Below are 23,893 nucleotides of genomic sequence, written 5' to 3'. Positions count from 1 at the left end.
TACACTGGTTGTGTTTTGCCATGTTGCCTCCGACTTTTTGATTAATTTGTTGATTTCTGATTTCAGCTTTTCGATAAATGCTTGAACAGCCTGTTCAATCTCGTTAATTAAATTGTCATCCTTGATAATTCGGATTTTGTAGTAAGCAAGGTTAGCGGGGAAGCCTGTCATCATAGCTGACAAAATCGCACCAGTTTCTCCCTGTGCACATCATTCTGTGCCGTGCATTTGTAACAGGTATTCGTATTTCGGTTTTCCTGTGACAATGGTTTCAATGTGGGTAGTGGTGTTGGGGCATTTGATTTCGATAAGTCCATCATCATTAACCAAACCATCAGGACTTGCCCAAATAGCGCAATAGACGGGTGGGGATTAAAGCCCACTCGGTGACCGTGACATCAAACTCATTGAGGCAATATCGCGCTCTAGCTTGTGGTTCAAGGGCAATGCCCCGTTCAATGGCCTGATTGGTTTTAATTTCTTCTCGTCGTCCGGTAAGGGTTTCACAAACTAATTGCATGAGGTAGTTTCGTTGCGTTGTTCCCCTGCCTTTGGATAACACCTTGTGTAAATTGCTGGCGGTGACTTTCCCAAGTCTTGCCTGAAACCATTCGTCCGTTTTCTGCTTCATGATTAGCCTCGTTTTTCATTGCAATATTGCGATAAATAGCCATTTTATTTTCTTCGCCAATGATATCCGTCTCTTCTGGTGTTAATTTCAGCCAATGGGATTTCATTGATTCAATACCGCCTTTTGCTGATGTTTCTAATTCCTGGATTAATTGTTCGTAACGGGCTTTTTGTTGTGCGGCTTCTTTCTGTATTACAATTTTTTCCTGTTCAGGCAAGTCTTCTCCGGCATAGATATAAAATCCTAATCCAAACATTGAAATAGCCTTGGTGAGACAGCGCATGAGCGTTTTATTGATATCAACGGCATTAGGGTTAGAAATAGCCTGATTCCGGTAATCCATAACGGGTAACCACATTTTTCGGGGAAACTCATTATTTCCTTGTTTAACCGTGAGTGTTAACGACACCATCGCACTGCCATCATTGTTATAGCTAATGGCATCAATGACATAGTAGGATTCTGGATAATGTGCCATTAATACGCCCCATGCCCAAGCCCATGAGAGATAAGAAAGGCCGTTTTTCTTTTCAACTTTATCGTTAACATTAATCACCGACAGCGTTTCCCAAACCTGTTGTTGAAAACTTCTCTCTTTTTCGGTATGTTGTGTTTCGCTCATAGATATTTCCTCTTAGGTGCTCGAAGTGCTTTGTACTGATGGATGTTCTCATTTTTGAAATGGTTAAACAGCGCCTTCCAGATATCGTCAAAATCCTCAATACTGAGTTTTCGCATCACTGAGGAAGGTAGGCAGTCATAAACAGGCTGGACAAGTTCGCTGATTTCGTCGTCCAGCCTGTCTTCCCAATAAGCAATTTCTTGCTGTTGTTCGTACCAGTAATCTTGCATGGCGTAAGGGTTCATTTGACCTCCTCGAACTGAAATAGCATCCTGTTTTTTCTGGTTTTAATCTCCGCGACTAATAACTCGATTTCATTTTGTGAAAAGGACGAATCCAGTAGCAGAGTGATAATTTTTTCTTTAAGATGGCGTTTTTTCGCCTTTTCAGATTTAAGGGGCATGATGATTTTTTCCATAAGCTTTTAGTTGCAGTGATAAAGCGATTAGCCATATATCTTGTCGTTGGGTATCAATCGCTAACTTTGCTGCCTGTCTTGCCAGCGCTAGCAGGATGTTGTCTTTGTTCATCGTTACCCCTTATGCCACCTGACTATATTTGTCGTGAGTGAATTCGCCGTTCCAGTCTTTCTTCATCGGTAGCTTACTTTGAGGTATTGGTTATATAGCCATGAAGCCCCCTTTTTTAGCAGAACGATTTTATAACACTGGTGTTTCCCGTAATCGTTTGTCATGATGAAGGGGTGATTCGGTTAGATAGGTATCTCTCGCATAAGAATGAACACGCCAGACATGAGCCTTGCTGATATCCTTTTCTGCATCGTAGAGAAAATGACGCGATTCCAGAAAAAGGTTGACCTGGTTAATATTTACGCCATTAAGCTGCTTGCAGAATTGAACAGGTGTCATACCAATCTGAAACAGGTTTTTTAGGCTATCGATTTCGGTTTCAAGCTGTTGAACCTGTACCCCTAACAGTTGAACTTTTTTATGCTGCTCAGCCCATGCAATGGCTGATTCAGCAGGGTCAAGGAAATTAGGTAAGCCTAAAGTTGTTGGGTTATTGGGTAATTGTGATTGTAAAATTCGTCTTTCGCATTCAATGAAGTACTGTCTGGCCTGTTTACCTTTTTCATTGCGCTCAACCATGGATAGTTCTTTCGCCATATCGAGGGCAATGTGGTATTCCTTTGCCGGACGGCCTCCGAAGGGGTTTTCCCCAGAATTGGTGAAAACTATAAAGTCGATATTTTCAGCAAATCCATATTGCTTAATTCTGTCTTTTATCCATGTGGTAAAATCTTTACCGATTTCCAAAAACGCATGTAGATCACGTGCATTGACAGTTTGGATTAATGCCCCGTTGATGTTTTTTGTTTCGATGTTTATTAAATTTGACATAAAGGTATCTCTCAATAGTTAAATTGATGAATGATTACCCCTGTAAAAAGGGGCGTTAGGATTATTTAGTTACGTTGGAGGAAGCGATTGACGTTCGCCTGTTGCCATCTTTCAAGGGATTGAGTCATGACGCTATCGTGTGCGTGAGTGCTGGATTCTAACAGTTGCTGCATTTCACGAAGTACGGTCTCGACATCGTCTTTATGACGAAGTAAACGACGGATAACTTGTTTTTCAGCATCAAAAATAGCTGATTTGAGCGTGTTAGTCATGCCGTAAATCCGGCGGCATTCTTCTGCAATTATTGCGATTTGATTAACCTCGAAGTGCTGAGGCGATGCGATTCCTGTCGCATGACGTAGCGCATACCAGATACCTTGTGTCCATGCTCTCTCAAATCTAAATCCATTCGCCATGCTCCAAACCAAATGAGCTAGGTTACGAGTATCGTTATCGTTTAAGAGTTCTGGGGCTTCTGGTCTGGGTTGAGGATTACCAACTTCCTTGTCTAATATATCAAGCACCCATTTTCTGAACTCTTTGGCTACTGGAGTACGAGCAAACATTGCAACAAGATGAGCTCCACGTAGAGAGAAAATGCGTACAGTTTTTTCGTAATTCCCTGAGACCTTCAAATTGAGGGTCTCAGTCATATCACTAGAAAACTCATCGGAATTTCTTTCGTAAATTTGCGTAACAGCATCAGAATTTTTATATTTTAGTGCCTTTGCAATTTCTACAGATGTTAAATATACAAGGCAATTACGGTTAACAACATTGAAGTGAACATCACGAAATGAGAGTTTAGTATTCATTTATATACGTCCTACTTGATTGTTCAATATTACCCATTGTTCAGATGGGCGGTCGGGTACTTGAACACCGCAAGTAGACGGCCAACAGTTTTTCCCAAAAGGGTATTATATATTCTGTTCGCTACCCGACCATAGCAATCTATGGACGTAAAAAAACCGCATTACTTTCGGGAGCGGTATCCGCTACTTGGGTGTGTTCAGCACCTGATAGAAACTATAGCGCATGATTTCTTCTTTCGTCAATGGTTTATTATGCTGCTGCAATCCCGTTCATCATGACGCTCAGCAATCTAGGAAATTGGCTATCGTAGAAATGGGGTTGAGTCTGACGTGGGTTATTTGAGTCAGTCAGATTTTTACCAAACTGTAATCCCTTTTTTGTCAATGACCAGAATAGTTTTTCCTTATCAGGATGTTTGCTGCTGGGACAAGATTTACGCTCAGCGATTCCGAGAAGTTGTAACCGTTTAAAGCCAGATTGTGGGCTGTAAGGTTTACCATGTAAGAGTAAAAGCTCCGTAAAAGAATGCGTTACTTCGCTTGAACCCGTTAAACTCCCTTCTGGTGCATCAACAGCATAAGCGGGAAGGATATCCGGCATACCAAGTGAATTTTGTAGCTTTTTCATTGCACCAAGCATACCAGAAGGTGCGATACGCAATTCTTGTTTGCAGAATGCCAGCATTGCTAATCCAGCCTGAACTTTATCGGTTAGTGGTTGGATAGGTGTAGAAATAACTTCATCAAACGTCCGGATAACTTTGAGATGGAAAGCTGCACTAATCCACATGGCATAAGCATAAACCAGTTCTTTAGCAACGTAGGTTCCCTGCTCTGTACCTCCTTTAATAACCGATGGGGGAATTCCACCATCGCTTACGAATTGAGCACCTAATTCTTGAGTCTTATCATTGGCGAGCCAATACTTAGGTCTATCCTTTTCTAATTCTCCTGCGGCTTTATGTAAATCATTAAGACAATAACGCCCGAAAGCATCTTGACGGACAACGGTATTTTCAATAACCACTAATTTAGACATAAAAATATTTCTCCGTAATGAAACGAATAAAAGTGTTAACGTGAAAGATTTTGCAGATTGAACCCTAAACCCGTTATACTTACCAAAAAGGAGGATTCCCCATGGGTCAGGTTGCATTTGATACACTACAAGCATCAGAAGAGCTTCAAACGGCTGGACTTACTAGTCAGCAAGCTAAGGCTATTTCACTTGTTGTACGTAGATCGCATGAAGTTGCTGATGTGGCGACTAAAGCTGATATTGTTGAGGTAAATCGCAATATTGCTGATGTCCGCAAAGACTTATCTGTTGAAATTTCTAACGTCCGTAAAGATTTATCTGTTGAAATTTCTAACGTCCGTAAAGATTTATCTTCTGAGATAGCACTAGTCCGTAAGGATGTTGAACATATTGCTAATGGACTACTTTTAAAACTTGGTGGTGTAATAGTTGTGACTATTAGTGCTGCAACGGCAATACTGAAATTCTTTTAATTCATGAGTTGCAGGTTCAAATCCTGCACAGCCCGTTAATCTCACGATATATCTTCATCAGTCTGCGATTCTCTCTTTTAAGATAATCATTTTCTTTTGTTAAGCACTGTATAATTTCTTTAAAAGTGCGCGTTTCCATGTCGTCGTCATTCCATATATCAATACTGCTTAAGTATCTTGAGTCTCTTAAATCACGACTGCCATTGGTCACCCCAACCAGATTACCCATATTAGGGTGTTTCGCTGTTACAATGCGTGGATTGTCCAGTCTCATTATCTGTACTCCTTGTTAACATTTGCTGAAAAGTTAGGATGCATGCCGAGTGCCTCTCGGTGTCCGATTACAGTCATCACGGACGGGTTAACGCAATCAAACTATATTTAGCTATTTGAAAGATAATTTATAGTCTTGACTGTCCCACGAGCGCAGAGCCGCATTCACACATCCTTAAATTGATTATGGGTTAAAAATAATACAAGTTTATTAATTACCCTGATTTAATTTTAACCTCACTATAAATAGGGAGGATATTTTGTGTAATATACGATAAGTGATTAAGCGAGCTGTGATTTGGGCAGGAAAGTTACTGCAATTAGAGAATAATCATCAATACTAGTATTTTTATTTATTCTTCTTTGTAAGCTGGAAGCAAAACGTATAGGATTTTTTAGTGTTTCGATAGAGAATCTGGGGCGCTTTTCCCAAAAATGATGGGCACCATCTGACATGATGTACAAATTCAAAAGCCCATTATGTTCAGTAAGTTCAGAAACTGGATAGCATAGCTTCTGGTATTGAAGCTCAACGATTCTTGATATAGCCGTTGTGAGTTTATTTTTTCCTTTAATATTTTTTAACTCTTTTTTTGTAAATATTTTTTCATCTAATAGATTTTGATGTACTGTATGGTCTTTAGATAATTGGATTAGTTTATTTTTATTTTTTACATAAATTCTTGTATCACCAATATGCCCTATGTGGACACTATCGTTGTTAACATAACAAAAAGTTAGGGTTGTTGCGGAACGATATAAATCAGGGTTTTCATCTGAAATTTTAAAAATCTCATCCTTAATAATGCTGAATATAGAATCTATATTTATATCATGGTCTAAAACCATTTTTGATAGGTAATTAATAGCTATTTGAGAGGCTAATTTAGCACCATTATATGAACCCACACCGTCAGCTATGGCAAAGATGTAACCATTACCTATTTTTGATGGAGGTAAAATAGAATCCTGATTTTCCTTAGTATCGTCTTTACCATAGGAGAAGAAACCACAATTTAACAGCTCTATCATTCCTCTCTCCTTTCAATCACTTTGTTAAAGCCAACTAACATTTCTGAAACAGATTGGTACCTATCTTTACGTCTTAGATTAGTACTCTTACGTATAATGTCATCAACACCGTCAATAGCTGAAATATCCATTTCTTCCATTATAACTCCTAGTGCGTAGATATCTGACTGTATACTATATTCTCCCCTCTTCGCCTCAGGTGACATATACTCTACAGTTCCTAACGCAATTTGAATGTTTGTTAATATCTCTGATTCAGATTCGTTATTTGAGTTTTTTATTAGACCAAAATCTGATACTTTATAAACATCATTGTTAAATTTTAGAATATTAGCGGGTTTTAGATCTCTGTGAAGATAGCCTTTCTGATGAACATAAATGACTCCCTTTAAGATCATTTTTGTTATTTCCACTTTCTTATTTATATCTAATATATTTTCTGAAAGTTCTTTTCTGAGATCTGTTTGCGAAAGTTCCATGATGAACCAAGGATTGTCGATTTCCATGTGATGCATACATATATAGACAATATTAGAATGTTTACAATTAGCTTGATAAAAAACTTCTCGTTTAAATCTTCTTCTCAATTCATCATGAGTAAATATTGAGCCAACATATTCTTTTTGAACTGATAACGTTTTTCTAGCATATTGCCCAGCTAATTTTCCATTCAAATTGAATAAGTTTATTAATTCAACTTTACCAAAAGTACCATTACCAATTTCTTCAACTGGTTCAATTAAATAGTTACCTTTTCTTTCCATACTTTTAGCCTTTTTTGAGTATGGACATAATTTACTATTAAATTAATGAGTAACCAATTAATTGTTTCAAAATTTCGCAGTTACATGCCCCAGAACACAGATAGGGCGGCGGTGTTTTTGACAATTAACTTATTTCCACATCCAGGGCAGTAGTTCATGTCGTTTTCTTTCGGTCTACCACCCATGAATTGAAATGTAAACCCACAAGATGCTTCCCAAAAATAATCTGAGTCAGTCCAAGACCATTTGCATTCTCTGTGCTCTTTTTCGTCATTATCAAGCATTAGCGGTTACTCCGAAGTTTGATTTAGGTTTATTATTAAACCGTCTGGAAGTATACAAAGCTGCTATAGGCAAACAGCAATTATTAAATGTGTCACACACTTTAGTAGGGCGTATTGAAATTGCTATTTCTACACGGTTCATCATTTTTCTTTTTAGTGAAAGAACAGGGCGTTTAGGATTTGGAGTTGTTAGTTGGTTAGATTTTTTAGATGGGTTTAACGCTGCTTTCAATGCCAAATTAAGCGCTTTGTTATAGTTATAGGCTGCTCGCTTGGCGCTTCTACGCTCATGTCTACGACAGCGAGCATTATCATAACCATGAAAGTTACACATATTACCTCCTGACAATGGGTTTTGGTGGTGTGTGCCGGAGGTATCCGGATTATATTTACAGTCATATTGGTAGTACCCTGGTGTTGGTTTCAACTTTATGGCTGCAATTTGGTTATTTCACACACCCCAAAACCGACTGTTTGGGTGTTTTATGGTTCGCTTTTTCAGCGAAATGGTGTTAAAGAGCGGTATTGCTTAACTGTCGTCACTTGCCTTCATGTTCGTACGCCTCAGGCTGGCTACTTAGCAACGTCTGGCAAGGTTTCAGGTAACTCGCAGTATTGTCTGGTGTTTGCCTGTTGCAGTGAGTTGATGGAATGATAATAGCTTTTTCTATTTTGATTGTTAATCGTAAAAACGATTAATATAGGTGGTTTTAAATAACAAAATGATAATATAGAGCTTTTTATCTAAAAAACGATTGTATTTAATTTTTAAATGAAAAGTAGATTTGGAATATATAAACTGATTGAAGGGTACTAATGCCCACTTGGATAGTGGGCTGATTATGTTTAATCAGTTTTACCTGCTACATAGTAGACTTTTCCTATTATTAGTAGCTCTGATGCAGAAACGATTAATTCTGGGTAATCATCAGATTTATAATTTTTTAATTTGATTTTATTTTCAGGTAAACTATAAAGTGCGCGTATCATAAATACACCACCATAAGATACTAAATAAATCTTACCATTTTTAATATCTTTTATACTGGTATCTAAGGCAACGGTAAAGTTTTCTTGAATAATAGGTGACATGCTGTCATCAGGTGCAATTATTGATATTGAATCTTTAATTGAGCTATTGGTTTCTTCAACTATATTTTTAGGTATTAAAAACATAGAATAAGTGTCCTCTTTATCCCTAACGCTAGGGGAAAGCACCCACTCAATGCGGTTATATAATTTTAGTTTGACAACATTACTATCCTTTTCATAATCTTTACTCTTGTCCGTGTAATGCGATACAGAATCAATAATTAATTGATTATTAGATTTAATATCGTGAGCCTTCATCGTTCCAATTCCATCTGAAAGCCATTCAGGATTAACATCTAAAACTTTTGCTATTTTTATGAGTTTTTTTGTTCCTAATGCGCCACCACTCGTCAGTCGCCATACGCTTGATTGAGCCATTCCGACAGCTTTAGCTAAAGCGCTTTGACTGAATCCTTTTTCTTGCATTGCTTGCTTGAGTCTCTCTGAAAAGCTCACCTGAATAACCCCATGAAGATATTTGATCAAATAATATCGCATGAACGATACATACGCAAAATAGCAAATACGATTGACAGTTTATTGATTGATTCTTATAATCGGTTTTATCTATAGGAGATTCGATTAATGAAAAATTATGGAATAGAAACTGCTATCAAAATAGCCGGAAGTCAAAAAGCCTTAGCAAAAAAATGCGGATTGGCTCAATCAACTATTTGCGATTGGTTAAATGGTAAAAAACCAGTATCTCCCAAGTTTGTACCTGATTTAGTTGAAATCACGGGAGGTACAGTTCCTGCTTATCGTTTTAGACCTGATTTACCTAAGTTATTCCCTCATCCTGAAAGTGAATAATAAATAATTACGATTTTTAGTACCACCGCTCTTTAACAACCTGGCCTCCCTGAAATTGGGAGATTTTTAAATTCCCAACCCATCGGGAGGGATAACTATTATCTGAAACTTATGGAATTAAGTGTAGGATAAGATTGCTGCAAAGACTATCAAATCATTTTGTATGTATGCTATTTGGTTTGCGTGTTTTTGAGTATTTTCTTACAGAATAGAGATAAGTATTAGGTAAGCAACAGTTATCAAATGAAGGCTGAGGATTTTTGTCTTTTAGATTGAAAGTGAGTGATGCAAGGGTATTAACGGTATCATCTTGCTTGTTGAATATGGAATCAAGGATTTGCTCTGTAGAACGGGGTTTAGGTTTCGCTTCGTATTCAGCACGTTTTCTATCCCAGAATGCCATTTGTTTTGCTAGGCGACGAGATTTAGCATTGTCTTTTTTAGGTTTAAAGATAGTGGTTGCCATTTTGTTCCTCCTAAATAAGTTTTAGTGGTGTGTGCCGGATGCTTCCGGTTTGTACTCACAGTCTGTTTATTCCCTGGTGTAAAAATGAAGTTCGACTGTTTTGTTATATTCACACACCCCAAAACTCACTTGGTGGGGTTGCTCTAACGCTTATTCAGAGCCGTGATTCCAATATGTTAAAGAGCGAATGACTTAGTTACTGATGACTTCACTTGCCTTCATGTTCATATGCCTCGGGCTGGCTACTTGGCAACGTCTGGCTCGGCTTAAGATAACTCGGAGTATTGTCTGGCGTTTGCCTGTTGCAGTGAGTTGATGGAGTTAATTTAACAATAAATAATTGTTTATGTCAACAGTATTTTATTGTTATTTTAGGCGAGGAAAATTGGGCAAGATAGGTTTTGACTTAAAACGTCTGGTGTTTTTTTGATTCGTGCTTAACTTTTAACTCTTCAAACAGAGTTCTATAATAATCTGTCTTATCTTTTAACTCACTCATAATCTTTACTACTTCTTTTTCTGGTAGCTCATATATCAGTGATAAAATTTGTTGACCCCGTTTATCAGTATTATGAGGATTAAACCTATTTGAATTTTCAATTGAGGATACTTCCTCATCTTTTTCGGGTAAACGATAAAACCAATCAATATCATATCCTGTTACTTCGGATAATTTATCTAAGCTTGCTGGTTTTGGTGTGCTTTTCCCTGATATCCACTGTTGTACTGTTTGTTGTGTCACACCAATTTTTTGGGCGAGTTCACGCTGACTCCAATTTTTATCCTTAAGGAGCTTGCTGATTCGGTACATTGATATCTCAATAGCTGTAAGTTTCATATATAACATTATACAAGATCATCTTGTAAACCTATTAAAAAAGAATTTATTGTTGAAATTAACAATATTTTCTTGTATTTTAGTTTTGGATTTTAAAAGAGGTTTTGACATGGAAAGACAGACAAAAGAAAAAATTATGTCAAGGTATACCCAAGCTGAAATAGCTAACTATTTTGGTTGTAAACAACAGTCTGTAGCCCAATGGTTTTCTAGAACTATACCCTCTCAAAGAGTTATTCCTCTTTGCGAGATGTTGAAATGGAATATAACACCACACCAGCTACGCCCTGATCTTTACCCAAACCCAACAGATGGTATCCCTGCTGATAAGCAAAATACTCTCTGAGTAACACCGTTCTTTAACATTTTGACTCGCTCTGAATAAGCGTTAGAGCCACCACAACCTCATAGGAATATCGAGGTAGGGAATTTTATTACTTAAGGATTATAACCATGGAATATTCAAATACTATCAAAATCACCTGCAAACCTGAGCATTTAGAATCTTACTTCTACCAGAAGATGGCATCAGAAGGCGGTAATAACGGGTTTGCTAAATCACTAGGGATTCACCCCTCAACAGCGAGTCGGGATAAAACCAGAATATTTAAACTAGCCTGTCAGGTCGTTTCAGAATACGGCTTGCCTAGGCATGTAGTGAGTGTGCCTGATTCATCGACACAGGAGGTAGTTATCACGAATATCTCAGGTGAAGAGATACGCAAGCTGATAGACATGCTAGAGCATTTGAGATTGCCAAAAAAAGAAGCTTCAAGGTTAAAAAACGATGAAGCTTCAAAATGTCAGATCGAGTGTTGTATTTAATTAGAGATTTCAGGAAGTTTAATGAGAAGGGAAACGGCAAATTTCCCTTTTTTTCTTTCAATTTCAGCGAGGTCATTATGCCAAAAAATCGCCGATTTATCAATAAAAACCACGAAGAAAGAGCCCATCCAGATAGTCCTGATGGGCTATTGGTTGCTGCATCAAAAAATAAGCGTTTCGCACATCGATTTGTATCAGAATTCAGAAAGTTACAAGGAGTTAAAAATGGCTGCAACAGTCACCAGTCTTGATGATTACAGAGTTAAAAACGAAGTCAGGGAGAATGCCGTGGCTGAGATTGAAAATGGGTATACCAGAATAGCAAATGAGCTACTTGAAGCGATAGCAGGTGCTGATTTAACTGTCAGACAGATAAAAATCTTACTCACTATAGTCAGAAAAACTTATGGCTTCGGTAAAAAGCTTGATCGAATTACTAATACACAAATTGCAGGAATAACAGGTATACATCATACCCATGTTTGTAAAGCAAAAAATGAAATGATTTCAATGAATATCTTAATTTTAGAAAAGGGAAGGATAGGAATTAACAAAAAAATATCTGAGTGGAATTTCAATATTAGCCAAAATAGCAAAACATTAGCCAATTCAGCTAATGATAATAAATTAGCTAAGTCAGCTAATAAAAGTTTAGCCAAGTTAGCTAATGTTAGATTAGCTGAGTCAGCTAAACACAAAAGAAATCTTTTAAAGAAAAAAGAAAATACTCCCCTAACCCCTCATGAGGGGAATGATGAGAAATTAATTTCTAACAATCGAAAAACCAAAATCCCCTATCAGGAAATCCTCCAAGTTTACAACGAGACAGTAGGTGACAGATTACCCAATGCTGAATCACTGAACGACAAACGTAAACGGGCTATTGGTAAATTCTGGAAAGAACTCAAAAATCCTTCGGTTGATGCTGCCAGAAACTATTTTGAAGTATTTGTTGAAACAGCAAACCCCTGGTATTTCGGTGAAAATGACCGAGGCTGGCGAGCAAGTCTTGATTATCTGCTAAGACCGGACACGGTAACAAAAACCAGGGAAGGGGCGTTATGAGTTATCAAGTAGTAATTCAGTCAAGGAGGACAGAGCGAATGATCGAAGTTGAAAATTAGCATTTTTACCCTCAGATTTTAAAATTCAATCTCAATTTACCATTCAGATACCCGTTTAAAACACACCCCTCTCCATTCTAAGCCGTTTTCTCGATTTAAACGTAAATTCGTATCACTAAAATTTTATCGTCGCTCAGAATGCGATACGGCGAGTTTTAGATTTAAGGAATGACCCAATGAGACATAGTGTTAATCAAGTGCCCAATAACCTTCCTGCCGAGCAAAGTGTTATTGGTGGTTTACTGATAGACCCGATGAGCGATAATGCCTTGAAGGTGTTTTCACTGCTAAGCCCAGATGATTTTTACGCGGTTCACCACCGATTGATTTATGCAGAAATGCGCGCGATGAGCCGGAAACGTGAGGCAATCGATATTATCACGGTGGATGAAGCATTATCCAAATCAGGGATAGCTCAAAAGGCGGGTGGATTTGCCTATCTTGCTGAGATAGCTAAAAATATCCCGAGTGCCGCAAACATAGTGAGTTACGCAAAAAGTATCAAAGAGTGTGCAGTAGGACGCTATACGGTTGAGAAAGCCATTGAAATTCAAAAACTGTTTATTCAGCCTAATGCGCTAGGATTTAGTGATAAAATTGATATGGCGCAACGTCTGATTGATGAAGCTGCAAAGTTTGGCAAAGTGGGTTACAATGCAGGGCTTAGTCGGATTGATGATGTATTGGACAATATGTTTACAGAGATTTGTGACCGTCAGGATAATCCTGAAAAGGATTGCGGACTCAAAACAGGATTTAGGGACTTTGACGACTTGCTTAAACCTAAACAAATCGTTAATGGTTCGTTGTTTGTGATTGGTGCACGCCCCAAGGTGGGTAAAACGACAGTACTGACTGAAATGGCGAAAAATGTATCAAATCAAGGGAAAGCGGTGCTGTTGTTTAGTATGGAAATGACGGATTGCCAATTAGCCGAGCGCATGTTAAGTCAACAATCCAATCTCAACTCTAATCGGTTTTATGAGAAACTGGAAGAGCACGAATGGGATGAACTGTGTAATGCAATGGGTAGACTCAAGCAACAGCCCAACATCTGGATTGATGATACGCCAGCCATGACTTTGCACCACATACAATCAGAATGTCGAAAAATAAAACGTAAAATAGGGGATATTGGGTTTATTGGCGTTGATTATTTAACACTGATGCAGGCTGAAAAAGCGGATAGAAACGATTTAGCCTACGGAAATATCACCAAAGGGTTAAAAGTGTTGGCAAAAGAACTCAATACTGTTGTAGTGTTATTAACACAATTAAACCGAAGTTTAGAACAGCGCACCAACAAAAGACCCATGCCCAGCGACAGCCGCGACACGGGGCAAATTGAGCAGGATTGCGATTATTGGTTAGGGATTCACCGGGAATCGGTTTATGACACGGAAGCGGATAAAACGTTAACAGAACTCATACTACGGTTAAATCGACATGGTAAAACGGGCACGGTATACGTTGACCAGAAAGGACTAAGTATTTCCCCTGTTGACCAGCATGTAGCCGCAGCAAAAAGCCAACCTCAAAAAGAACCTAAGCGCTATTCCGATAAGAAATTCTAATCAGGACACCCCCAATGAAATACCAAATTAAAGCAACCATTGTTAAAGATGGTGGCGAGCCTGTGCATTGGTGTCGCTTTAGCGACAAGGCACTAACAGAAAAAGATTGCTTGAAAATGTTATCGCAGCCGTCCATGTTCAAAATACAATTTAGCGAGATAGGTTACTACTGGAATGTTGGGAATGGCAAAGCTGGAAATAGTGGAAAATTGCCAAAAGTATCAATAGAAAATTTTAGTTGTAGAAAAGTAAATCAATAAACACACCCAAATAAAAATTAAATAGGCAAAAATATGAAAATTCAACGCATGGCAAATAGCCGTGAGGGATACCTTTGCGTCCAAAGTGAGGACCTAGATATATTTAATCTTAGAAAAGCGGTTATTTCAGGCAACTGGTCAGTCATTAACAATGGTCTCTGCACATTAACGGATTTAGGACTGAGACACGATGGCAATGGGTTAGTGTGGCTTAATTCGGGGATGTCCGTTCATGAGGCAGATAGCGATATTGGACTAACAGGTCAGGATAAGCAATCTTATGATTATCATTCGGAGTTACGCACAGCTAACAGATTGAAAAGTAATGGTTATTATGGATTTGTGCAGCCCAAAGATATTGATAGTTATGCACTGAATATTATTTGCAAAGTCAGTCAGAATTTCACTGAACGGAAAGACGATTCCCCTTTGGCAACCTTCGCGTTGTTGATTGACCAACAAGCACGGAAAGAAGCGGTTGATAATTGGACGCTGTATCGTAATCCGAAGCAAGGCGATAAATACACGATTCTGAATAAGTATTACCATCGCGGATTGATAAAAATCTATCAGACTAAAGGCTGGCAAGCTGAGCCGTTAGGATATATCGGTAACTTAATCCGTAATGACGCAGAATTTAGCAAGCTCATGAAGCGACTGGGTTATATCAAAGTGCGTACCAGAAAGATAACCGGAAAGCTCAATGATTTTTGGATTTATCGATGTAAAGAAAAAACGCTCAAAGAGGTGCGCACAAAAGAAAACATTAAAAACAATAGCTTAACACGATTTGTGCAGTATGCAAAGCAACCAACGAAAGCCTTTAAACATATCCTTGTCGATGGTAAATACCGTTATGTTTATGAAGACCACATCCACTTTTTGACGAAAAAGCGTCAACGAATAGCAGGTAAACAGTTAACCGGTTATACCGCTAAAGGGGTGGAGATGAGAGAGATTAAGCTATGAATGAAAACTTATAACATCACCGTTCCTTTCCCACCTTCTGTCAATCACTACTGGTATCACGCCAAACACAAACACTTCATCACCACAAAAGGCAGATTATACCGTCAGTCGGTAGTCGCTGAAATTCTGCATCAGAAGCTCGGTAAGCGATTATCGCAACGTTTAGGGGTTGAGATAGGGGTCTATCCACCTGACCGTCGCAAGCGAGATTTAGATAACCTGATGAAAGCACCGATTGATGCACTCTGCCATGGCGGTTTGATAATTGATGATTCTCAGATAGATGTGTTGCACGTTGAGCGCAAGGAAATCATTAAGGGCGGAAAACTGGTTATCACCATTTGGGTAATAGCGTAATCAAGATACCAACATTCAACGCAGGGCATTGAGACCATGCCCCTATTCCTGTTTTTGCCGGAGGACAGATGAGTAGACACGTAAAAGATTTACTGGAAGGATGGGGAAACTGGAGCATGAGCCGAATTGGAACCGAATACAAAGGTATGTCTACCATTGCTCCTGTTAAATTCGATGATGACAGACCCTGGCTAAGCGATGAGGAAGGCGAAATAGTTGATAAAGCAGTAGCCGGATTAAAAAAATATGATATCGATGGATATAACATTATTTGCTTACATTATCAGCATCATATTTCATGCCGGATGATAGCTAAAAACTGGAAGAAAAGACCTGACTATATCACCGCTTACATGGGTAGGGCTGAATCCTACATAGCTGGCACTGTTCACACACTCCTTAAAGCAACAAATTGACAACACCGTATAGACTATCGTATGCTGACCGTACTAGAACTTGTAAAGCGGTCACCCGCACCCGATAGCCATGCGGCTTTTTTATGTCCGTTATACGGCATAATCACATCCGAAGGCCGGGTGGAGAGGCGTAATAAAACACCCGAAAGGGGAATATGCCCGGAGCATCTTTACAGGCTCTAGTTGACGCCTGGCTACCAATAACTAACTGGTAGTCATAACTTAAACTGTAAAGGAGGCCGATTATGGCTAACTATGTATCTACAGAATCCCTACGTGTCATCACTCATAAAAATATCCCTGTTATTACCACTGAGCTTTTAGCTGAACTTTACGGTACAGAGTCAGCAAGAATTCGAAAAAATCACAACCGTAATACTGATAGGTTTGTTCATGGCAAGCATTTTTATAAAATAGTAGGAAGTGATCTTGATAATTTGAGAGTGTCTTTAAGACATTTGCAAATTTCACCCAAAACTCGTAGCCTTATTCTATGGACAGAACGCGGAGCTGCTCGTCATGCAAAGATGCTAGAGACAGATCAAGCATGGGAAGTCTTCGAGCAATTAGAAGATTGCTATTTTCATTCAGAAAAAATATTTAATACGCCTAAACACTATCCAGAAGCCAGAGAATTATTAACCGCAGATGACACCTCACACCTTTCTCGTCTCATTTGGACGATGGCTAACGGCTTCCGATTTGAGCGTTCGTGGACGCAAGGCATCTGGTATGCTCTACGTCATGCAACAGGGGTAGAGTCACCCCAAAATTTTGAAGTTAATCAGATACCCATAATCGCAAAAGAATGTGAAAAGATTTATAACTTCACCAATGGTGTTAAAGAAGCGATTTATGAGGCTGAGAAACAGGCCGTAAGGAGAGTGCTCCGTAAACGTGAGGATGCAGACAAGGTATTAGCTGAAATGAAACAATTACTCGAAGAGAGTAAGGAGCATACTCTTGTTCTGGCAGATACACTAACACGCTGGCAACAAGCCGAAATTCAGCAATTTCTACAACGACGTTAAATATTGATCAAATCATTCAGTAAAATGCTTGACTGTCCGTACATCCGTACAGTATTATATGTTATAGTAGCGTATAGCTATTGAGTTAGCGCTTAAACATATATTAGAACCCCACTTTTGTGGGGTTTTTTGTTGTTTCATTGACCTAATAATTATATCTTGTTAACGCACTACTTTTTATAAGCTCGTAGGGTACATATAAGGTAATTAAGGCAGTAGTGCATAGCCCCATGTGAAAGCGTGGGGTTTTTCGTTTACGCCACCGCAATACTCACAAGCCATTAAACATAAATGAGTAAGGCGGTTGGCTCCCCTGTTTAATTTAAAGCAATGGAACCCTCAAAGGTAGGGTATATGCGCATGTCTGAAAAATACTCAACACCTGCCGCCTATCTGTGGGGCATCATGACCACCATCGGGGGAGTCATGACAACGATTTTTGATTTTTTTACCCTTGAGCAGTGGGTAGCTGTGATGGGTATTGTCTGCACGATAGGGACATTTTTTATCAACGTGTACTACCGCAAAAAGGAGTACAAACTCAAGGAGCGTCAGTATGAAGATACCGAAAAAAATATTGATGGCAACGGGCGGTAGTGCGCTGTTTTTAGCCTCAGCGATGATAACGCATTTCGAAGGGCTGAGACTTAAGCCCTATTTTGACGGTGGCGGTATTCTTTCTGTTTGCTACGGGCACACAGGCAAGGATATTGTGCGTAACCGGATGTACACGCAAGAAGACTGCGATAAGTGGCTTAATGACGATTTAAAAGCCGTTAAGCGTTATGTTGACCCGTTGATTAAGGTCAATATCAACACGCTAACACAGGCAGCCCTTTACTCATTTGCTTATAACGTGGGCGTGGGTAATTTTGCCAAATCGACCTTGTTCAAAAAGCTCAACAACAATGACCGAAAAGGGGCATGTGATGAGATGAAGCGGTGGGTTTATGTGAAAGGCGAAGTTTGGAAAGGGCTAATTACCCGTCGGGAAATTGAGAGCGTAATATGTTATGGCGACCTTACTCATTTATCGGAGTGATTATTGCAGGGTTAATTCTCTCACTTATTTTTATCAACTACCGTTATCAAACCATCAGGCAAAACTACCAAACATTAAAACAGCAATATCACGCACAAATTGAAGCCGTGAAACGGCAACAGCAAAAAATCGATACCTTACATCAACTCAATATTCAACACACCGAGGAACTGAATAATGCCAAAACAGAGCTTGATAAGCTGCATGATGCTGTTCGTGCTGGTAACAAGTGGTTGCGCCTCAACGCCGTGTGTCGTACATCCAAAACCGCTACCCCCCAGAGCCGACATGATGAAGCCACCCCACAACTTGGTGAGGCAGCTCGAGAAGATTATTTCCGTCTCAGAGCGATGATAGCTGAGAACGAAAAGCAGACGGAATATCTGCAAAAATATATCAAAACACAGTGTCAATGAATCGGTAATTGACACGTTCAAATCTTAACAAATCTAGCGTGCCACATACGCAACTAATCCAAACATCGAACCCGTTATTTAGGAATGAGCCTTTGAGGTAATCAGTTTTGCTGATGTCACTTCGATGGGCTGATTTCCTATGTGGCAAAGGTTCATTACCTAAGTAAGGAAGACATCATGAATAGTGTATTAACATTTAAAACCCACAATATTGCTCCTTTTAATAATGGAGATAATAAGATATGGCTCACAGGTGAACATTTAGCAAAATTACTTGAATATAAAGACAGCAAAAAAGTCGCTAATCTTTATAACAGACATAAAGACGAATTTACTGCCAGTATGAGTGTTGTAGCCAAAGTGAGGACCTCGGATAAATCAACGAGTTACAATAAATTTGTATCCGATGTAAGATTATATTCCCTGCGTGGAGCTTATCTTATTGGTATGTTTTCACGAACAAAAGTAGCAAAAGATTTAAGAATATGGCTACTAGATTTGGTTGAAAAAGAATCAAATGTTGAAGTTGGCGTTCTTGACATAAAGACATTAACTGAACTTACTGGACAAAAAATACATGACTCAATAGCTATGTTTGATAAAGCTTCATTTAAGCATAGAGGGCAAAAGGGTAGTGGTTTATTAGCTCAGCGTAAAAGAGACATAAAGAAAGTAAAAGAAGCAACCGCTATAGCACTAAAGCTAACTCAACTTAATATACCTGATCTTGGTGATTTTCCTGACGGAGAAATCCCAGCATGAACCACGAACAATTCATCGAAACTAATGTCAAGGCCGAGTTAATCAAGCTCGGCTTTTCTTCATTAATAGCAGCAATGGCAACAAGTGAAGCTATCCGGTACTACCGCAAACAACCCGCAAGCAGACGAGGCAAGATGATAGTGGATTGTCTCAATCAGGCTAAACGATGGGCGAAGAGTGCGGCTAAAAATAAACATTAAGTAAGGTAGCTATTATGACTCTCACAGATAAACAGGAAGCCTTTTGTCGAGAGTATCTGATTGATTTAAACGCAACACAGGCGGCAATAAGAGCAGGCTATAGCGAAAAAACAGCCCGTAGAATAGGGAGTGAGAACGTTACAAAACTAGACATCCAAAAACGCATACAAGACCTCATGGAGGAGCGCAAAAATCGCATTGAGGTTAATGCTGACTACGTTCTTAAGCGACTGGTTGATATCGACCAGATGGACGTATTAGACATTCTGAACGAGTCAGGCGATTTAAAACCAATAAAAGAATGGCCTAAAGTCTGGCGGACAACATTAAGTGGTTTAGATATTGCGGCGATACGCCTTGAGGGCGCAGAGGCGTTGCTTAAAAAAATAAAATGGCCAGATAAAATTAAGAATCTTGAGCTATTAGGTAAGCATATCGCTGTTCAGGCTTTTCGCGAACAGGTCAGTAATGAACACACAGGAAAAGGGGGTAACCCTATCGAGCATATTACCCGTGAGATGACCCCCGAACAGGCGGCAGAAGCCTATAAAAAATTGATGGGGTAAAGGGCTGAAATTGCTTGCTTATTTGGATTAAGAATAACATTCATGCAAACATAATTGTTTAATATCATGTAGTTATATTTAACAACACCCTGTTTTATATTTTTTATGTACACAGTTATGCGCAAAATATTTTTTTGACTGACCCTTTTCCGGACATTTTTCTATGCCGTTACCCTTTCCTTTTGACTTTAAAAAACCGGATTATGTTCAGGTGTTTGAATGGCGCGCTGAGCGACTACAACGTCTTCGGGAGCAGCCGGAAAATCTTAAACTATTGGCCCATTTCTATCAGCAAAACCCCGCCCAATTTATTATTGATTGGGGCATGACAACAGACCCACGTAATATTGATTACGGCCTCCCCGTCACAACCCCTTTTTTACTGTTTCCGAAACAGGAAGCATGGATTGACTGGATAATGACACGCTGGAAAGGACGTGAAAATGGCATTACCGAAAAGAGTCGTGAAATGGGTTTAAGCTGGACGTCAATTGCACTCGCATGCGCTTTATGTCTCTTTAATAAAGAGATGGTAATTGGCTTTGGTTCACGCAAAGAAGAGTATGTTGACAGCACCGGTGACCCGAAAGCGTTGTTCTGGAAAGCCCGTAAGTTTATTGAAACTTTACCGCAAGAGTTTCGGGGAGGCTGGGTAGCGAAAAAACACGCGCCTTATATGCGGGTCAATTTTCCAAACACCGGCGCCATTATCAAGGGTGAAGCGGGGGACAATATTGGACGGGGTGACCGGACGACACTCTATTTCGTCGATGAAGCCGCCTTTTTGCCTCGTCCGCTATTGATTGATGCTGCCCTATCCCAAACTACCCGCTGTCGCATTGACTTAAGCTCGGTTAATGGGATGGACAATCCTTTTGCCCAAAAAACGCCACAGTGGACGCATTCCGGTGTTACCTTTCACTGGCGCAATGACCCCCGTAAAGATGAACAATGGTACGAAAAAGAGTGCCTGAAAATCGATAATCCGGTCATTGTGGCGCAGGAACTGGATTTGAACTATCAGGCGTCTGTTGAAGGTATCTTAATTCCCGCCGAATGGGTACAGGCGGCCATTGATGCCCATATCAAACTGGGGTTTTTGACAACGGGGGCTAAACGACTCGGTTTTGACGTTGCAGATGAGGGCGATGACAGCAACGCCCTCACGTTTGCACACGGATCGGTTGTCACGGATTGCCAGCAGTGGAGTAAAGGTGACGTGATCAGCTCAGCAAACCGAGTCAAAAACTATGCTGAGGAAGCCCATGCCGATGAAATCATCTATGACTCCATCGGGGTAGGGGCAGGGGTGAAAGCGCATCTACGACGGGTATGTCATATCACCGCAACCGGATTCAACGCGGGTGGGGCTGTCTTTAAACCTGACGCAAAATATGTGGCGGGAAAAACCAATAAAGATATGTTCGCGAATATCAAAGCGCAAGCCTGGTGGGGCGTCCGAGACCGTTTTTTTAATACCTGGCGATGTATCATGCAGTTGGAGAAACACCCCGATGATAAGCATTTCATCAATCAATTTACCAATGACCAGTTAATCAGTCTGAGCGCAAGTATAAAACAACTTGACGCTCTGAAAGCTGAATTATCCCGTCCTCGGGTGAATTACGACAACAATGGACGGGTGAAAGTCGAGAGCAAAAAAGACATGAAAAAACGGGGCATCGCTTCACCCAACATGGCCGATTCATTAATTATGGCATTTTCGCCCGTACCAAAACCGTTCCATATTCCCGACGAGGCATTTTTCTAATGAGCAAAAGAAACAGGAAAAAGGACGTTAAGCCTGAAAGGAAAAAGCCATTTTCCATCTCTGACATCGATATGTATCCGGTCAGTGAGCAGCCAGTCTACGAATTCAAACCCTATGCCCCTCCCGCAAGCGTGATACCCGAAGCAAAGAGAGCGGATGCGCTGGCGAATGATGCCACCCCGTATGAAACCCTGAATGCATTCGGGAGTGATTGTTTGTATGGTGGGTTTCAGGGATACCCGATGTTGGCCATGAAAGCGCAGCAATCCGAGTACGCCAATGTTGCCGCGATTTTTGCTGACGAGGTTACGCGCAATTGGTTAACCGTAAAATCCTCATCCGATGATGAGGACCTCGTTAATGAGGTGGAAGGGGTAATCGTGAAATATCGCCTTCAGGATATGATCCATCAGGCCGTTTTGCATGATTGTCTGTTCGGCATAGCGCATATCTATATTGACATGGGCGCCGATGAGAATGAAATGCGCAATCCGCTCTTTAAAGACAGAGCAAAAGTGGGCGATAAATTCGCGGTTTTCGTATTATTGAGCCTATTTGGACGTATCCGGCGATGTATAACACGCTCAGACCGTGGGAGCCGGATTTTTATCAGCCTTCATCGTGGTTTGTGATGGGGCAGACCATCCATGCCTCCCGATTTATTGACCTAGTGACGCGTCCGGTATCACAGATACTGAAACCTGCCTATAACTTTGGGGGCTTATCGCTGATCCAGCTAATGGAGCCTTATGTCAAGGCGTGGGAAACTATCCGCGATGAAATACCCAAAATTGTCAAGGCTTTTACGCTGACGGGCTGAAAACCGACATGGAAAAACGGATGGAAAACCCAGGCGAGTTCAAACGCCGCATCGATATCATGACCAACTACCGAAACAATCGCGGGGTACTGGCGCTAGATACGGAGGAAGCGTTTTTTCAGATCAATACACCGATGACGGATCTTGAGAAAATCGCCTCAAACTATCAGGAACAACTGTGTATTCCCTCACGGATGCCGGTGATTAAGCTGCTTGGCAATGCGCCCGCGGACTGAATGCAAACGGGCAGGGTGAAATCGATGTCTGGCACGAAACCATCTCCGGTATTCAGGAACGCAATATTCGCCCCATGATACAGCAAATGCTGGATTACCTGTTTATAGCGGAATTTGGGCAGCTATTACCCGAAATTACGTTCACCTTTAACCCACTCGATGAGCTAACCGAAAAGGAAATGTCGGAGATAAATCTCAATAACGCTTCAATGCTGGCTAATTTAGCAACGAGTTCATGTATTTCGACGATGGATGTCGCTCAATGGCTTATCAATAATCCGAAGAGTGGTTTTGCTTTCATGAACGGGCAGGAAAACGAAGATGAAACAGACGAAAAAGAAGGAGAAAACACTTAAACCTTCACTCCCCAATGCAGGGATACAGCTTTGGTATCAGCGTGAATTACGTCGCCAGATTACCAGGATGCATAAAAACGTCACCGCCAAAATTTTAACTTCCTTTTCAAAAAATTCTCTTGCTTACGACGCCAGCCCCGCCTCAATGATAAGGAATACGCTCCGCGCGCTTTCTGCCCGCTGGGTAAAGAAATTCACTGCCTTATCCGACGATCTGGCAAAAACCTTCGTTAACCGAGCAGCCGGTAATGTGGATGTGCCCCTTAAAAAGCAGCTGGTCGATAAGGGTTTGCGATTGATTTCAAAATGACGCGCGACATGCACAATGCGGTGACAGCGATTGTGGCGGAGAACGTGTCATTAATTAAATCCATCCCCCAACGCTATTTCACTAACGTTGAATCCGTGGTTCTCCAGTCTGTTTCGCGGGGAGGTGATTTAGCTCAGCTTAAAAAAACATTGGGACAACAGTTTGGCGTAACTGCCAGAAGGGCGGAATTGATTGCCCGTGACCAGAACCGAAAAGCGAATTCTGCCTTGGCGGCAGTGAGACAGCATGCGCTGGGGATAACTGAGGGGATTTGGCGACATACCGGCGCAGGGCAACACCCAAGGCCTGATCATGTAAAAAGCCACGGGCAAGAAATTTTCGCTCCGTAAAGGCT

General features: G+C 40.3%; 35 protein-coding genes and 2 pseudogenes. 21 read left to right on the top strand and 16 right to left on the bottom strand.

The window, feature by feature from the left end; translation table 11 throughout:
- Window positions 1-210 precede the first annotated feature (210 nt).
- From AYJ55_RS34335 to AYJ55_RS00800, 8 genes are all read right to left on the bottom strand, one after another.
- A complete protein-coding gene (locus AYJ55_RS34335) occupies window positions 211-330 on the bottom strand; it encodes a hypothetical protein (RefSeq protein WP_281181062.1) in 120 nt (39 codons plus the stop codon).
- 4 nt (window positions 331-334) lie between these two features.
- The gene (locus AYJ55_RS34330) at window positions 335-562 is read right to left on the bottom strand and encodes a hypothetical protein (RefSeq protein ID WP_281181061.1); all 228 of its coding nucleotides are present in this window, start codon (window positions 560-562) and stop codon (window positions 335-337) included.
- Window positions 504-1,253 carry a Sak single strand annealing protein gene (locus tag AYJ55_RS32355; protein ID WP_063653613.1) on the bottom strand — a complete coding sequence of 250 codons (750 nt, stop codon included), beginning with the start codon at window positions 1,251-1,253 and terminating at the stop codon, window positions 504-506. Before AYJ55_RS32355 ends, AYJ55_RS34330 begins: the two co-directional genes overlap by 59 nt.
- The gene (locus tag AYJ55_RS00815; protein ID WP_063653611.1) at window positions 1,250-1,498 is read right to left on the bottom strand and encodes a hypothetical protein; all 249 of its coding nucleotides are present in this window, start codon (window positions 1,496-1,498) and stop codon (window positions 1,250-1,252) included. Before AYJ55_RS00815 ends, AYJ55_RS32355 begins: the two co-directional genes overlap by 4 nt.
- Before the next feature lie 147 nt (window positions 1,499-1,645).
- The gene (locus tag AYJ55_RS30330; protein ID WP_187153132.1) at window positions 1,646-1,783 is read right to left on the bottom strand and encodes a hypothetical protein; all 138 of its coding nucleotides are present in this window, start codon (window positions 1,781-1,783) and stop codon (window positions 1,646-1,648) included.
- A 129-nt stretch (window positions 1,784-1,912) separates the two neighbouring features.
- Window positions 1,913-2,614, bottom strand: coding sequence for an antA/AntB antirepressor family protein (locus AYJ55_RS30325; protein ID WP_063653609.1), 702 nt, complete (start codon window positions 2,612-2,614; stop codon window positions 1,913-1,915).
- Between the two features lie 65 nt (window positions 2,615-2,679).
- Complete coding sequence (locus AYJ55_RS32350) at window positions 2,680-3,429, bottom strand: BRO-N domain-containing protein (protein ID WP_063653607.1); 750 nt, start codon at window positions 3,427-3,429, stop codon at window positions 2,680-2,682.
- Between the two features lie 250 nt (window positions 3,430-3,679).
- A complete protein-coding gene (locus AYJ55_RS00800) occupies window positions 3,680-4,468 on the bottom strand; it encodes a KilA-N domain-containing protein (protein WP_063653605.1) in 789 nt (262 codons plus the stop codon).
- A 101-nt stretch (window positions 4,469-4,569) separates the two neighbouring features.
- Here AYJ55_RS00800 and AYJ55_RS00795 point away from each other — a divergent pair, with 101 nt between their 5' ends.
- Window positions 4,570-4,941: a hypothetical protein gene (locus AYJ55_RS00795; RefSeq protein WP_063653603.1), complete on the top strand. Its 372-nt coding sequence runs from the start codon at window positions 4,570-4,572 to the stop codon at window positions 4,939-4,941.
- A 16-nt stretch (window positions 4,942-4,957) separates the two neighbouring features.
- Here AYJ55_RS00795 and AYJ55_RS00790 read toward each other — a convergent pair whose 3' ends face one another.
- The 6 genes from AYJ55_RS00790 to AYJ55_RS00760 all read right to left on the bottom strand — a co-directional run bounded on the left by AYJ55_RS00790 (window position 4,958) and on the right by AYJ55_RS00760 (window position 8,872).
- On the bottom strand, window positions 4,958-5,215 hold the full coding sequence (locus AYJ55_RS00790; protein ID WP_063653601.1) for a hypothetical protein: 258 nt from the start codon (window positions 5,213-5,215) through the stop codon (window positions 4,958-4,960).
- Window positions 5,216-5,496: 281 nt separating this feature from the next.
- On the bottom strand, window positions 5,497-6,246 hold the full coding sequence (locus AYJ55_RS00785; RefSeq protein WP_063653599.1) for a PP2C family protein-serine/threonine phosphatase: 750 nt from the start codon (window positions 6,244-6,246) through the stop codon (window positions 5,497-5,499).
- On the bottom strand, window positions 6,243-7,010 hold the full coding sequence (locus AYJ55_RS00780; RefSeq protein ID WP_063653597.1) for a serine/threonine-protein kinase: 768 nt from the start codon (window positions 7,008-7,010) through the stop codon (window positions 6,243-6,245). The genes AYJ55_RS00785 and AYJ55_RS00780 overlap by 4 nt, the downstream gene beginning before the upstream one ends.
- Before the next feature lie 80 nt (window positions 7,011-7,090).
- Window positions 7,091-7,294 (bottom strand): hypothetical protein, encoded by a 204-nt coding sequence (locus AYJ55_RS36630; protein WP_063653595.1) that lies wholly within the window; start codon window positions 7,292-7,294, stop codon window positions 7,091-7,093.
- Complete coding sequence (locus AYJ55_RS36625) at window positions 7,287-7,628, bottom strand: transcriptional antitermination N peptide (RefSeq protein WP_063653593.1); 342 nt, start codon at window positions 7,626-7,628, stop codon at window positions 7,287-7,289. Before AYJ55_RS36625 ends, AYJ55_RS36630 begins: the two co-directional genes overlap by 8 nt.
- A 512-nt stretch (window positions 7,629-8,140) precedes the next feature.
- Window positions 8,141-8,872 (bottom strand): XRE family transcriptional regulator, encoded by a 732-nt coding sequence (locus tag AYJ55_RS00760; RefSeq protein WP_245677227.1) that lies wholly within the window; start codon window positions 8,870-8,872, stop codon window positions 8,141-8,143.
- Window positions 8,873-8,971: 99 nt separating this feature from the next.
- On the opposite strand from AYJ55_RS00760, the gene AYJ55_RS00755 reads away from it, so the two are divergent.
- Entirely contained in the window at window positions 8,972-9,199 is a 228-nt protein-coding gene (locus AYJ55_RS00755) for a transcriptional regulator (RefSeq protein ID WP_063653590.1), read from the top strand.
- Between the two features lie 154 nt (window positions 9,200-9,353).
- Here AYJ55_RS00755 and AYJ55_RS00750 read toward each other — a convergent pair whose 3' ends face one another.
- On the bottom strand, window positions 9,354-9,665 hold the full coding sequence (locus AYJ55_RS00750) for a hypothetical protein (RefSeq protein ID WP_063653589.1): 312 nt from the start codon (window positions 9,663-9,665) through the stop codon (window positions 9,354-9,356).
- 406 nt (window positions 9,666-10,071) lie between these two features.
- Window positions 10,072-10,503: a helix-turn-helix domain-containing protein gene (locus tag AYJ55_RS00745; RefSeq protein WP_063653588.1), complete on the bottom strand. Its 432-nt coding sequence runs from the start codon at window positions 10,501-10,503 to the stop codon at window positions 10,072-10,074.
- Between the two features lie 52 nt (window positions 10,504-10,555).
- Here AYJ55_RS00745 and AYJ55_RS00740 point away from each other — a divergent pair, with 52 nt between their 5' ends.
- The 19 genes and pseudogenes from AYJ55_RS00740 to AYJ55_RS35305 all read left to right on the top strand — a co-directional run bounded on the left by AYJ55_RS00740 (window position 10,556) and on the right by AYJ55_RS35305 (window position 23,888).
- On the top strand, window positions 10,556-10,849 hold the full coding sequence (locus tag AYJ55_RS00740; RefSeq protein WP_245677226.1) for a YdaS family helix-turn-helix protein: 294 nt from the start codon (window positions 10,556-10,558) through the stop codon (window positions 10,847-10,849).
- Between the two features lie 107 nt (window positions 10,850-10,956).
- A complete protein-coding gene (locus tag AYJ55_RS00735) occupies window positions 10,957-11,328 on the top strand; it encodes a hypothetical protein (RefSeq protein ID WP_063653584.1) in 372 nt (123 codons plus the stop codon).
- 21 nt (window positions 11,329-11,349) lie between these two features.
- Window positions 11,350-12,393, top strand: a complete 1,044-nt coding sequence (locus AYJ55_RS00725; RefSeq protein WP_245677225.1) for a replication protein — start codon at window positions 11,350-11,352, stop codon at window positions 12,391-12,393.
- 235 nt (window positions 12,394-12,628) lie between these two features.
- Window positions 12,629-14,026: a replicative DNA helicase gene (locus AYJ55_RS00720; protein WP_063653577.1), complete on the top strand. Its 1,398-nt coding sequence runs from the start codon at window positions 12,629-12,631 to the stop codon at window positions 14,024-14,026.
- A 14-nt stretch (window positions 14,027-14,040) separates the two neighbouring features.
- Window positions 14,041-14,286 carry a DUF1187 family protein gene (locus tag AYJ55_RS00715; RefSeq protein WP_063653576.1) on the top strand — a complete coding sequence of 82 codons (246 nt, stop codon included), beginning with the start codon at window positions 14,041-14,043 and terminating at the stop codon, window positions 14,284-14,286.
- Window positions 14,287-14,319: 33 nt separating this feature from the next.
- Entirely contained in the window at window positions 14,320-15,255 is a 936-nt protein-coding gene (locus AYJ55_RS00710; RefSeq protein ID WP_063653575.1) for a hypothetical protein, read from the top strand.
- A complete protein-coding gene (locus tag AYJ55_RS00705) occupies window positions 15,256-15,612 on the top strand; it encodes a RusA family crossover junction endodeoxyribonuclease (RefSeq protein WP_063653574.1) in 357 nt (118 codons plus the stop codon). It abuts the gene before it with no gap.
- Window positions 15,613-15,680: 68 nt separating this feature from the next.
- Window positions 15,681-16,028, top strand: a complete 348-nt coding sequence (locus AYJ55_RS00700; RefSeq protein ID WP_063653572.1) for an antiterminator Q family protein — start codon at window positions 15,681-15,683, stop codon at window positions 16,026-16,028.
- A gap of 245 nt (window positions 16,029-16,273) precedes the next feature.
- Window positions 16,274-17,059 carry an ORF6N domain-containing protein gene (locus tag AYJ55_RS35315; protein ID WP_162505197.1) on the top strand — a complete coding sequence of 262 codons (786 nt, stop codon included), beginning with the start codon at window positions 16,274-16,276 and terminating at the stop codon, window positions 17,057-17,059.
- Between the two features lie 360 nt (window positions 17,060-17,419).
- On the top strand, window positions 17,420-17,656 hold the full coding sequence (locus tag AYJ55_RS00690) for a phage holin family protein (protein WP_245677223.1): 237 nt from the start codon (window positions 17,420-17,422) through the stop codon (window positions 17,654-17,656).
- Window positions 17,616-18,101 (top strand): lysozyme, encoded by a 486-nt coding sequence (locus AYJ55_RS00685; protein WP_063653566.1) that lies wholly within the window; start codon window positions 17,616-17,618, stop codon window positions 18,099-18,101. Before AYJ55_RS00690 ends, AYJ55_RS00685 begins: the two co-directional genes overlap by 41 nt.
- A complete protein-coding gene (locus AYJ55_RS00680; RefSeq protein WP_063653564.1) occupies window positions 18,068-18,517 on the top strand; it encodes a lysis protein in 450 nt (149 codons plus the stop codon). The genes AYJ55_RS00685 and AYJ55_RS00680 overlap by 34 nt, the downstream gene beginning before the upstream one ends.
- A 177-nt stretch (window positions 18,518-18,694) precedes the next feature.
- On the top strand, window positions 18,695-19,279 hold the full coding sequence (locus tag AYJ55_RS00675) for a BRO family protein (RefSeq protein ID WP_063653562.1): 585 nt from the start codon (window positions 18,695-18,697) through the stop codon (window positions 19,277-19,279).
- A 214-nt stretch (window positions 19,280-19,493) separates the two neighbouring features.
- Window positions 19,494-20,045, top strand: a complete 552-nt coding sequence (locus tag AYJ55_RS00665; RefSeq protein ID WP_063653407.1) for a terminase small subunit — start codon at window positions 19,494-19,496, stop codon at window positions 20,043-20,045.
- Window positions 20,046-20,208: 163 nt separating this feature from the next.
- Window positions 20,209-21,816, top strand: a pseudogene (locus tag AYJ55_RS00660) (terminase large subunit).
- Window positions 21,816-22,448 carry an anti-CBASS protein Acb1 family protein gene (locus AYJ55_RS34325; RefSeq protein WP_063653556.1) on the top strand — a complete coding sequence of 211 codons (633 nt, stop codon included), beginning with the start codon at window positions 21,816-21,818 and terminating at the stop codon, window positions 22,446-22,448. Before AYJ55_RS00660 ends, AYJ55_RS34325 begins: the two are co-directional and overlap by 1 nt.
- Window positions 22,388-23,228 (top strand): annotated as a pseudogene (locus tag AYJ55_RS35310) (phage portal protein). The gene AYJ55_RS34325 and the pseudogene AYJ55_RS35310 overlap by 61 nt, the downstream one beginning before the upstream one ends.
- Entirely contained in the window at window positions 23,194-23,538 is a 345-nt protein-coding gene (locus AYJ55_RS00635) for a hypothetical protein (RefSeq protein WP_063653549.1), read from the top strand. The pseudogene AYJ55_RS35310 and the gene AYJ55_RS00635 overlap by 35 nt, the downstream one beginning before the upstream one ends.
- Window positions 23,535-23,888, top strand: a complete 354-nt coding sequence (locus tag AYJ55_RS35305; RefSeq protein ID WP_063653547.1) for a phage head morphogenesis protein — start codon at window positions 23,535-23,537, stop codon at window positions 23,886-23,888. Before AYJ55_RS00635 ends, AYJ55_RS35305 begins: the two co-directional genes overlap by 4 nt.
- Window positions 23,889-23,893: the final 5 nt, after the last annotated feature.

The sequence above is a fragment of the Candidatus Arsenophonus triatominarum genome, assembly GCF_001640365.1.
In the GTDB taxonomy this organism is placed as follows: Bacteria; Pseudomonadota; Gammaproteobacteria; order Enterobacterales; family Enterobacteriaceae; genus Arsenophonus; species Arsenophonus triatominarum.
This window is presented reverse-complemented; position numbering and strand designations above follow the sequence as displayed.

Coding starts and splice junctions, on each gene's coding strand:
- AYJ55_RS32355 (WP_063653613.1), bottom strand. CDS start 1,253: ATGAGCGAAACACAACATACCGAAAAAGAGAGAAGTTTTCAACAACAG.
- AYJ55_RS00725 (WP_245677225.1), top strand. CDS start 11,350: ATGAGAAGGGAAACGGCAAATTTCCCTTTTTTTCTTTCAATTTCAGCG.
- AYJ55_RS00745 (WP_063653588.1), bottom strand. CDS start 10,503: ATGAAACTTACAGCTATTGAGATATCAATGTACCGAATCAGCAAGCTC.
- AYJ55_RS00815 (WP_063653611.1), bottom strand. CDS start 1,498: ATGAACCCTTACGCCATGCAAGATTACTGGTACGAACAACAGCAAGAA.
- AYJ55_RS34325 (WP_063653556.1), top strand. CDS start 21,816: ATGAGCAAAAGAAACAGGAAAAAGGACGTTAAGCCTGAAAGGAAAAAG.
- AYJ55_RS00790 (WP_063653601.1), bottom strand. CDS start 5,215: ATGAGACTGGACAATCCACGCATTGTAACAGCGAAACACCCTAATATG.
- AYJ55_RS00715 (WP_063653576.1), top strand. CDS start 14,041: ATGAAATACCAAATTAAAGCAACCATTGTTAAAGATGGTGGCGAGCCT.
- AYJ55_RS30330 (WP_187153132.1), bottom strand. CDS start 1,783: ATGAACAAAGACAACATCCTGCTAGCGCTGGCAAGACAGGCAGCAAAG.
- AYJ55_RS00635 (WP_063653549.1), top strand. CDS start 23,194: ATGAAACAGACGAAAAAGAAGGAGAAAACACTTAAACCTTCACTCCCC.
- AYJ55_RS36625 (WP_063653593.1), bottom strand. CDS start 7,628: ATGTGTAACTTTCATGGTTATGATAATGCTCGCTGTCGTAGACATGAG.
- AYJ55_RS30325 (WP_063653609.1), bottom strand. CDS start 2,614: ATGTCAAATTTAATAAACATCGAAACAAAAAACATCAACGGGGCATTA.
- AYJ55_RS00700 (WP_063653572.1), top strand. CDS start 15,681: ATGAGTAGACACGTAAAAGATTTACTGGAAGGATGGGGAAACTGGAGC.
- AYJ55_RS00675 (WP_063653562.1), top strand. CDS start 18,695: ATGAATAGTGTATTAACATTTAAAACCCACAATATTGCTCCTTTTAAT.
- AYJ55_RS00750 (WP_063653589.1), bottom strand. CDS start 9,665: ATGGCAACCACTATCTTTAAACCTAAAAAAGACAATGCTAAATCTCGT.
- AYJ55_RS35315 (WP_162505197.1), top strand. CDS start 16,274: ATGGCTAACTATGTATCTACAGAATCCCTACGTGTCATCACTCATAAA.
- AYJ55_RS00785 (WP_063653599.1), bottom strand. CDS start 6,246: ATGATAGAGCTGTTAAATTGTGGTTTCTTCTCCTATGGTAAAGACGAT.
- AYJ55_RS00720 (WP_063653577.1), top strand. CDS start 12,629: ATGAGACATAGTGTTAATCAAGTGCCCAATAACCTTCCTGCCGAGCAA.
- AYJ55_RS00685 (WP_063653566.1), top strand. CDS start 17,616: ATGAAGATACCGAAAAAAATATTGATGGCAACGGGCGGTAGTGCGCTG.
- AYJ55_RS00680 (WP_063653564.1), top strand. CDS start 18,068: ATGTTATGGCGACCTTACTCATTTATCGGAGTGATTATTGCAGGGTTA.
- AYJ55_RS00780 (WP_063653597.1), bottom strand. CDS start 7,010: ATGGAAAGAAAAGGTAACTATTTAATTGAACCAGTTGAAGAAATTGGT.
- AYJ55_RS00735 (WP_063653584.1), top strand. CDS start 10,957: ATGGAATATTCAAATACTATCAAAATCACCTGCAAACCTGAGCATTTA.
- AYJ55_RS00710 (WP_063653575.1), top strand. CDS start 14,320: ATGAAAATTCAACGCATGGCAAATAGCCGTGAGGGATACCTTTGCGTC.
- AYJ55_RS00665 (WP_063653407.1), top strand. CDS start 19,494: ATGACTCTCACAGATAAACAGGAAGCCTTTTGTCGAGAGTATCTGATT.
- AYJ55_RS00795 (WP_063653603.1), top strand. CDS start 4,570: ATGGGTCAGGTTGCATTTGATACACTACAAGCATCAGAAGAGCTTCAA.
- AYJ55_RS32350 (WP_063653607.1), bottom strand. CDS start 3,429: ATGAATACTAAACTCTCATTTCGTGATGTTCACTTCAATGTTGTTAAC.
- AYJ55_RS35305 (WP_063653547.1), top strand. CDS start 23,535: ATGACGCGCGACATGCACAATGCGGTGACAGCGATTGTGGCGGAGAAC.
- AYJ55_RS00690 (WP_245677223.1), top strand. CDS start 17,420: ATGTCTGAAAAATACTCAACACCTGCCGCCTATCTGTGGGGCATCATG.
- AYJ55_RS00755 (WP_063653590.1), top strand. CDS start 8,972: ATGAAAAATTATGGAATAGAAACTGCTATCAAAATAGCCGGAAGTCAA.
- AYJ55_RS00705 (WP_063653574.1), top strand. CDS start 15,256: ATGAAAACTTATAACATCACCGTTCCTTTCCCACCTTCTGTCAATCAC.
- AYJ55_RS00800 (WP_063653605.1), bottom strand. CDS start 4,468: ATGTCTAAATTAGTGGTTATTGAAAATACCGTTGTCCGTCAAGATGCT.
- AYJ55_RS36630 (WP_063653595.1), bottom strand. CDS start 7,294: ATGCTTGATAATGACGAAAAAGAGCACAGAGAATGCAAATGGTCTTGG.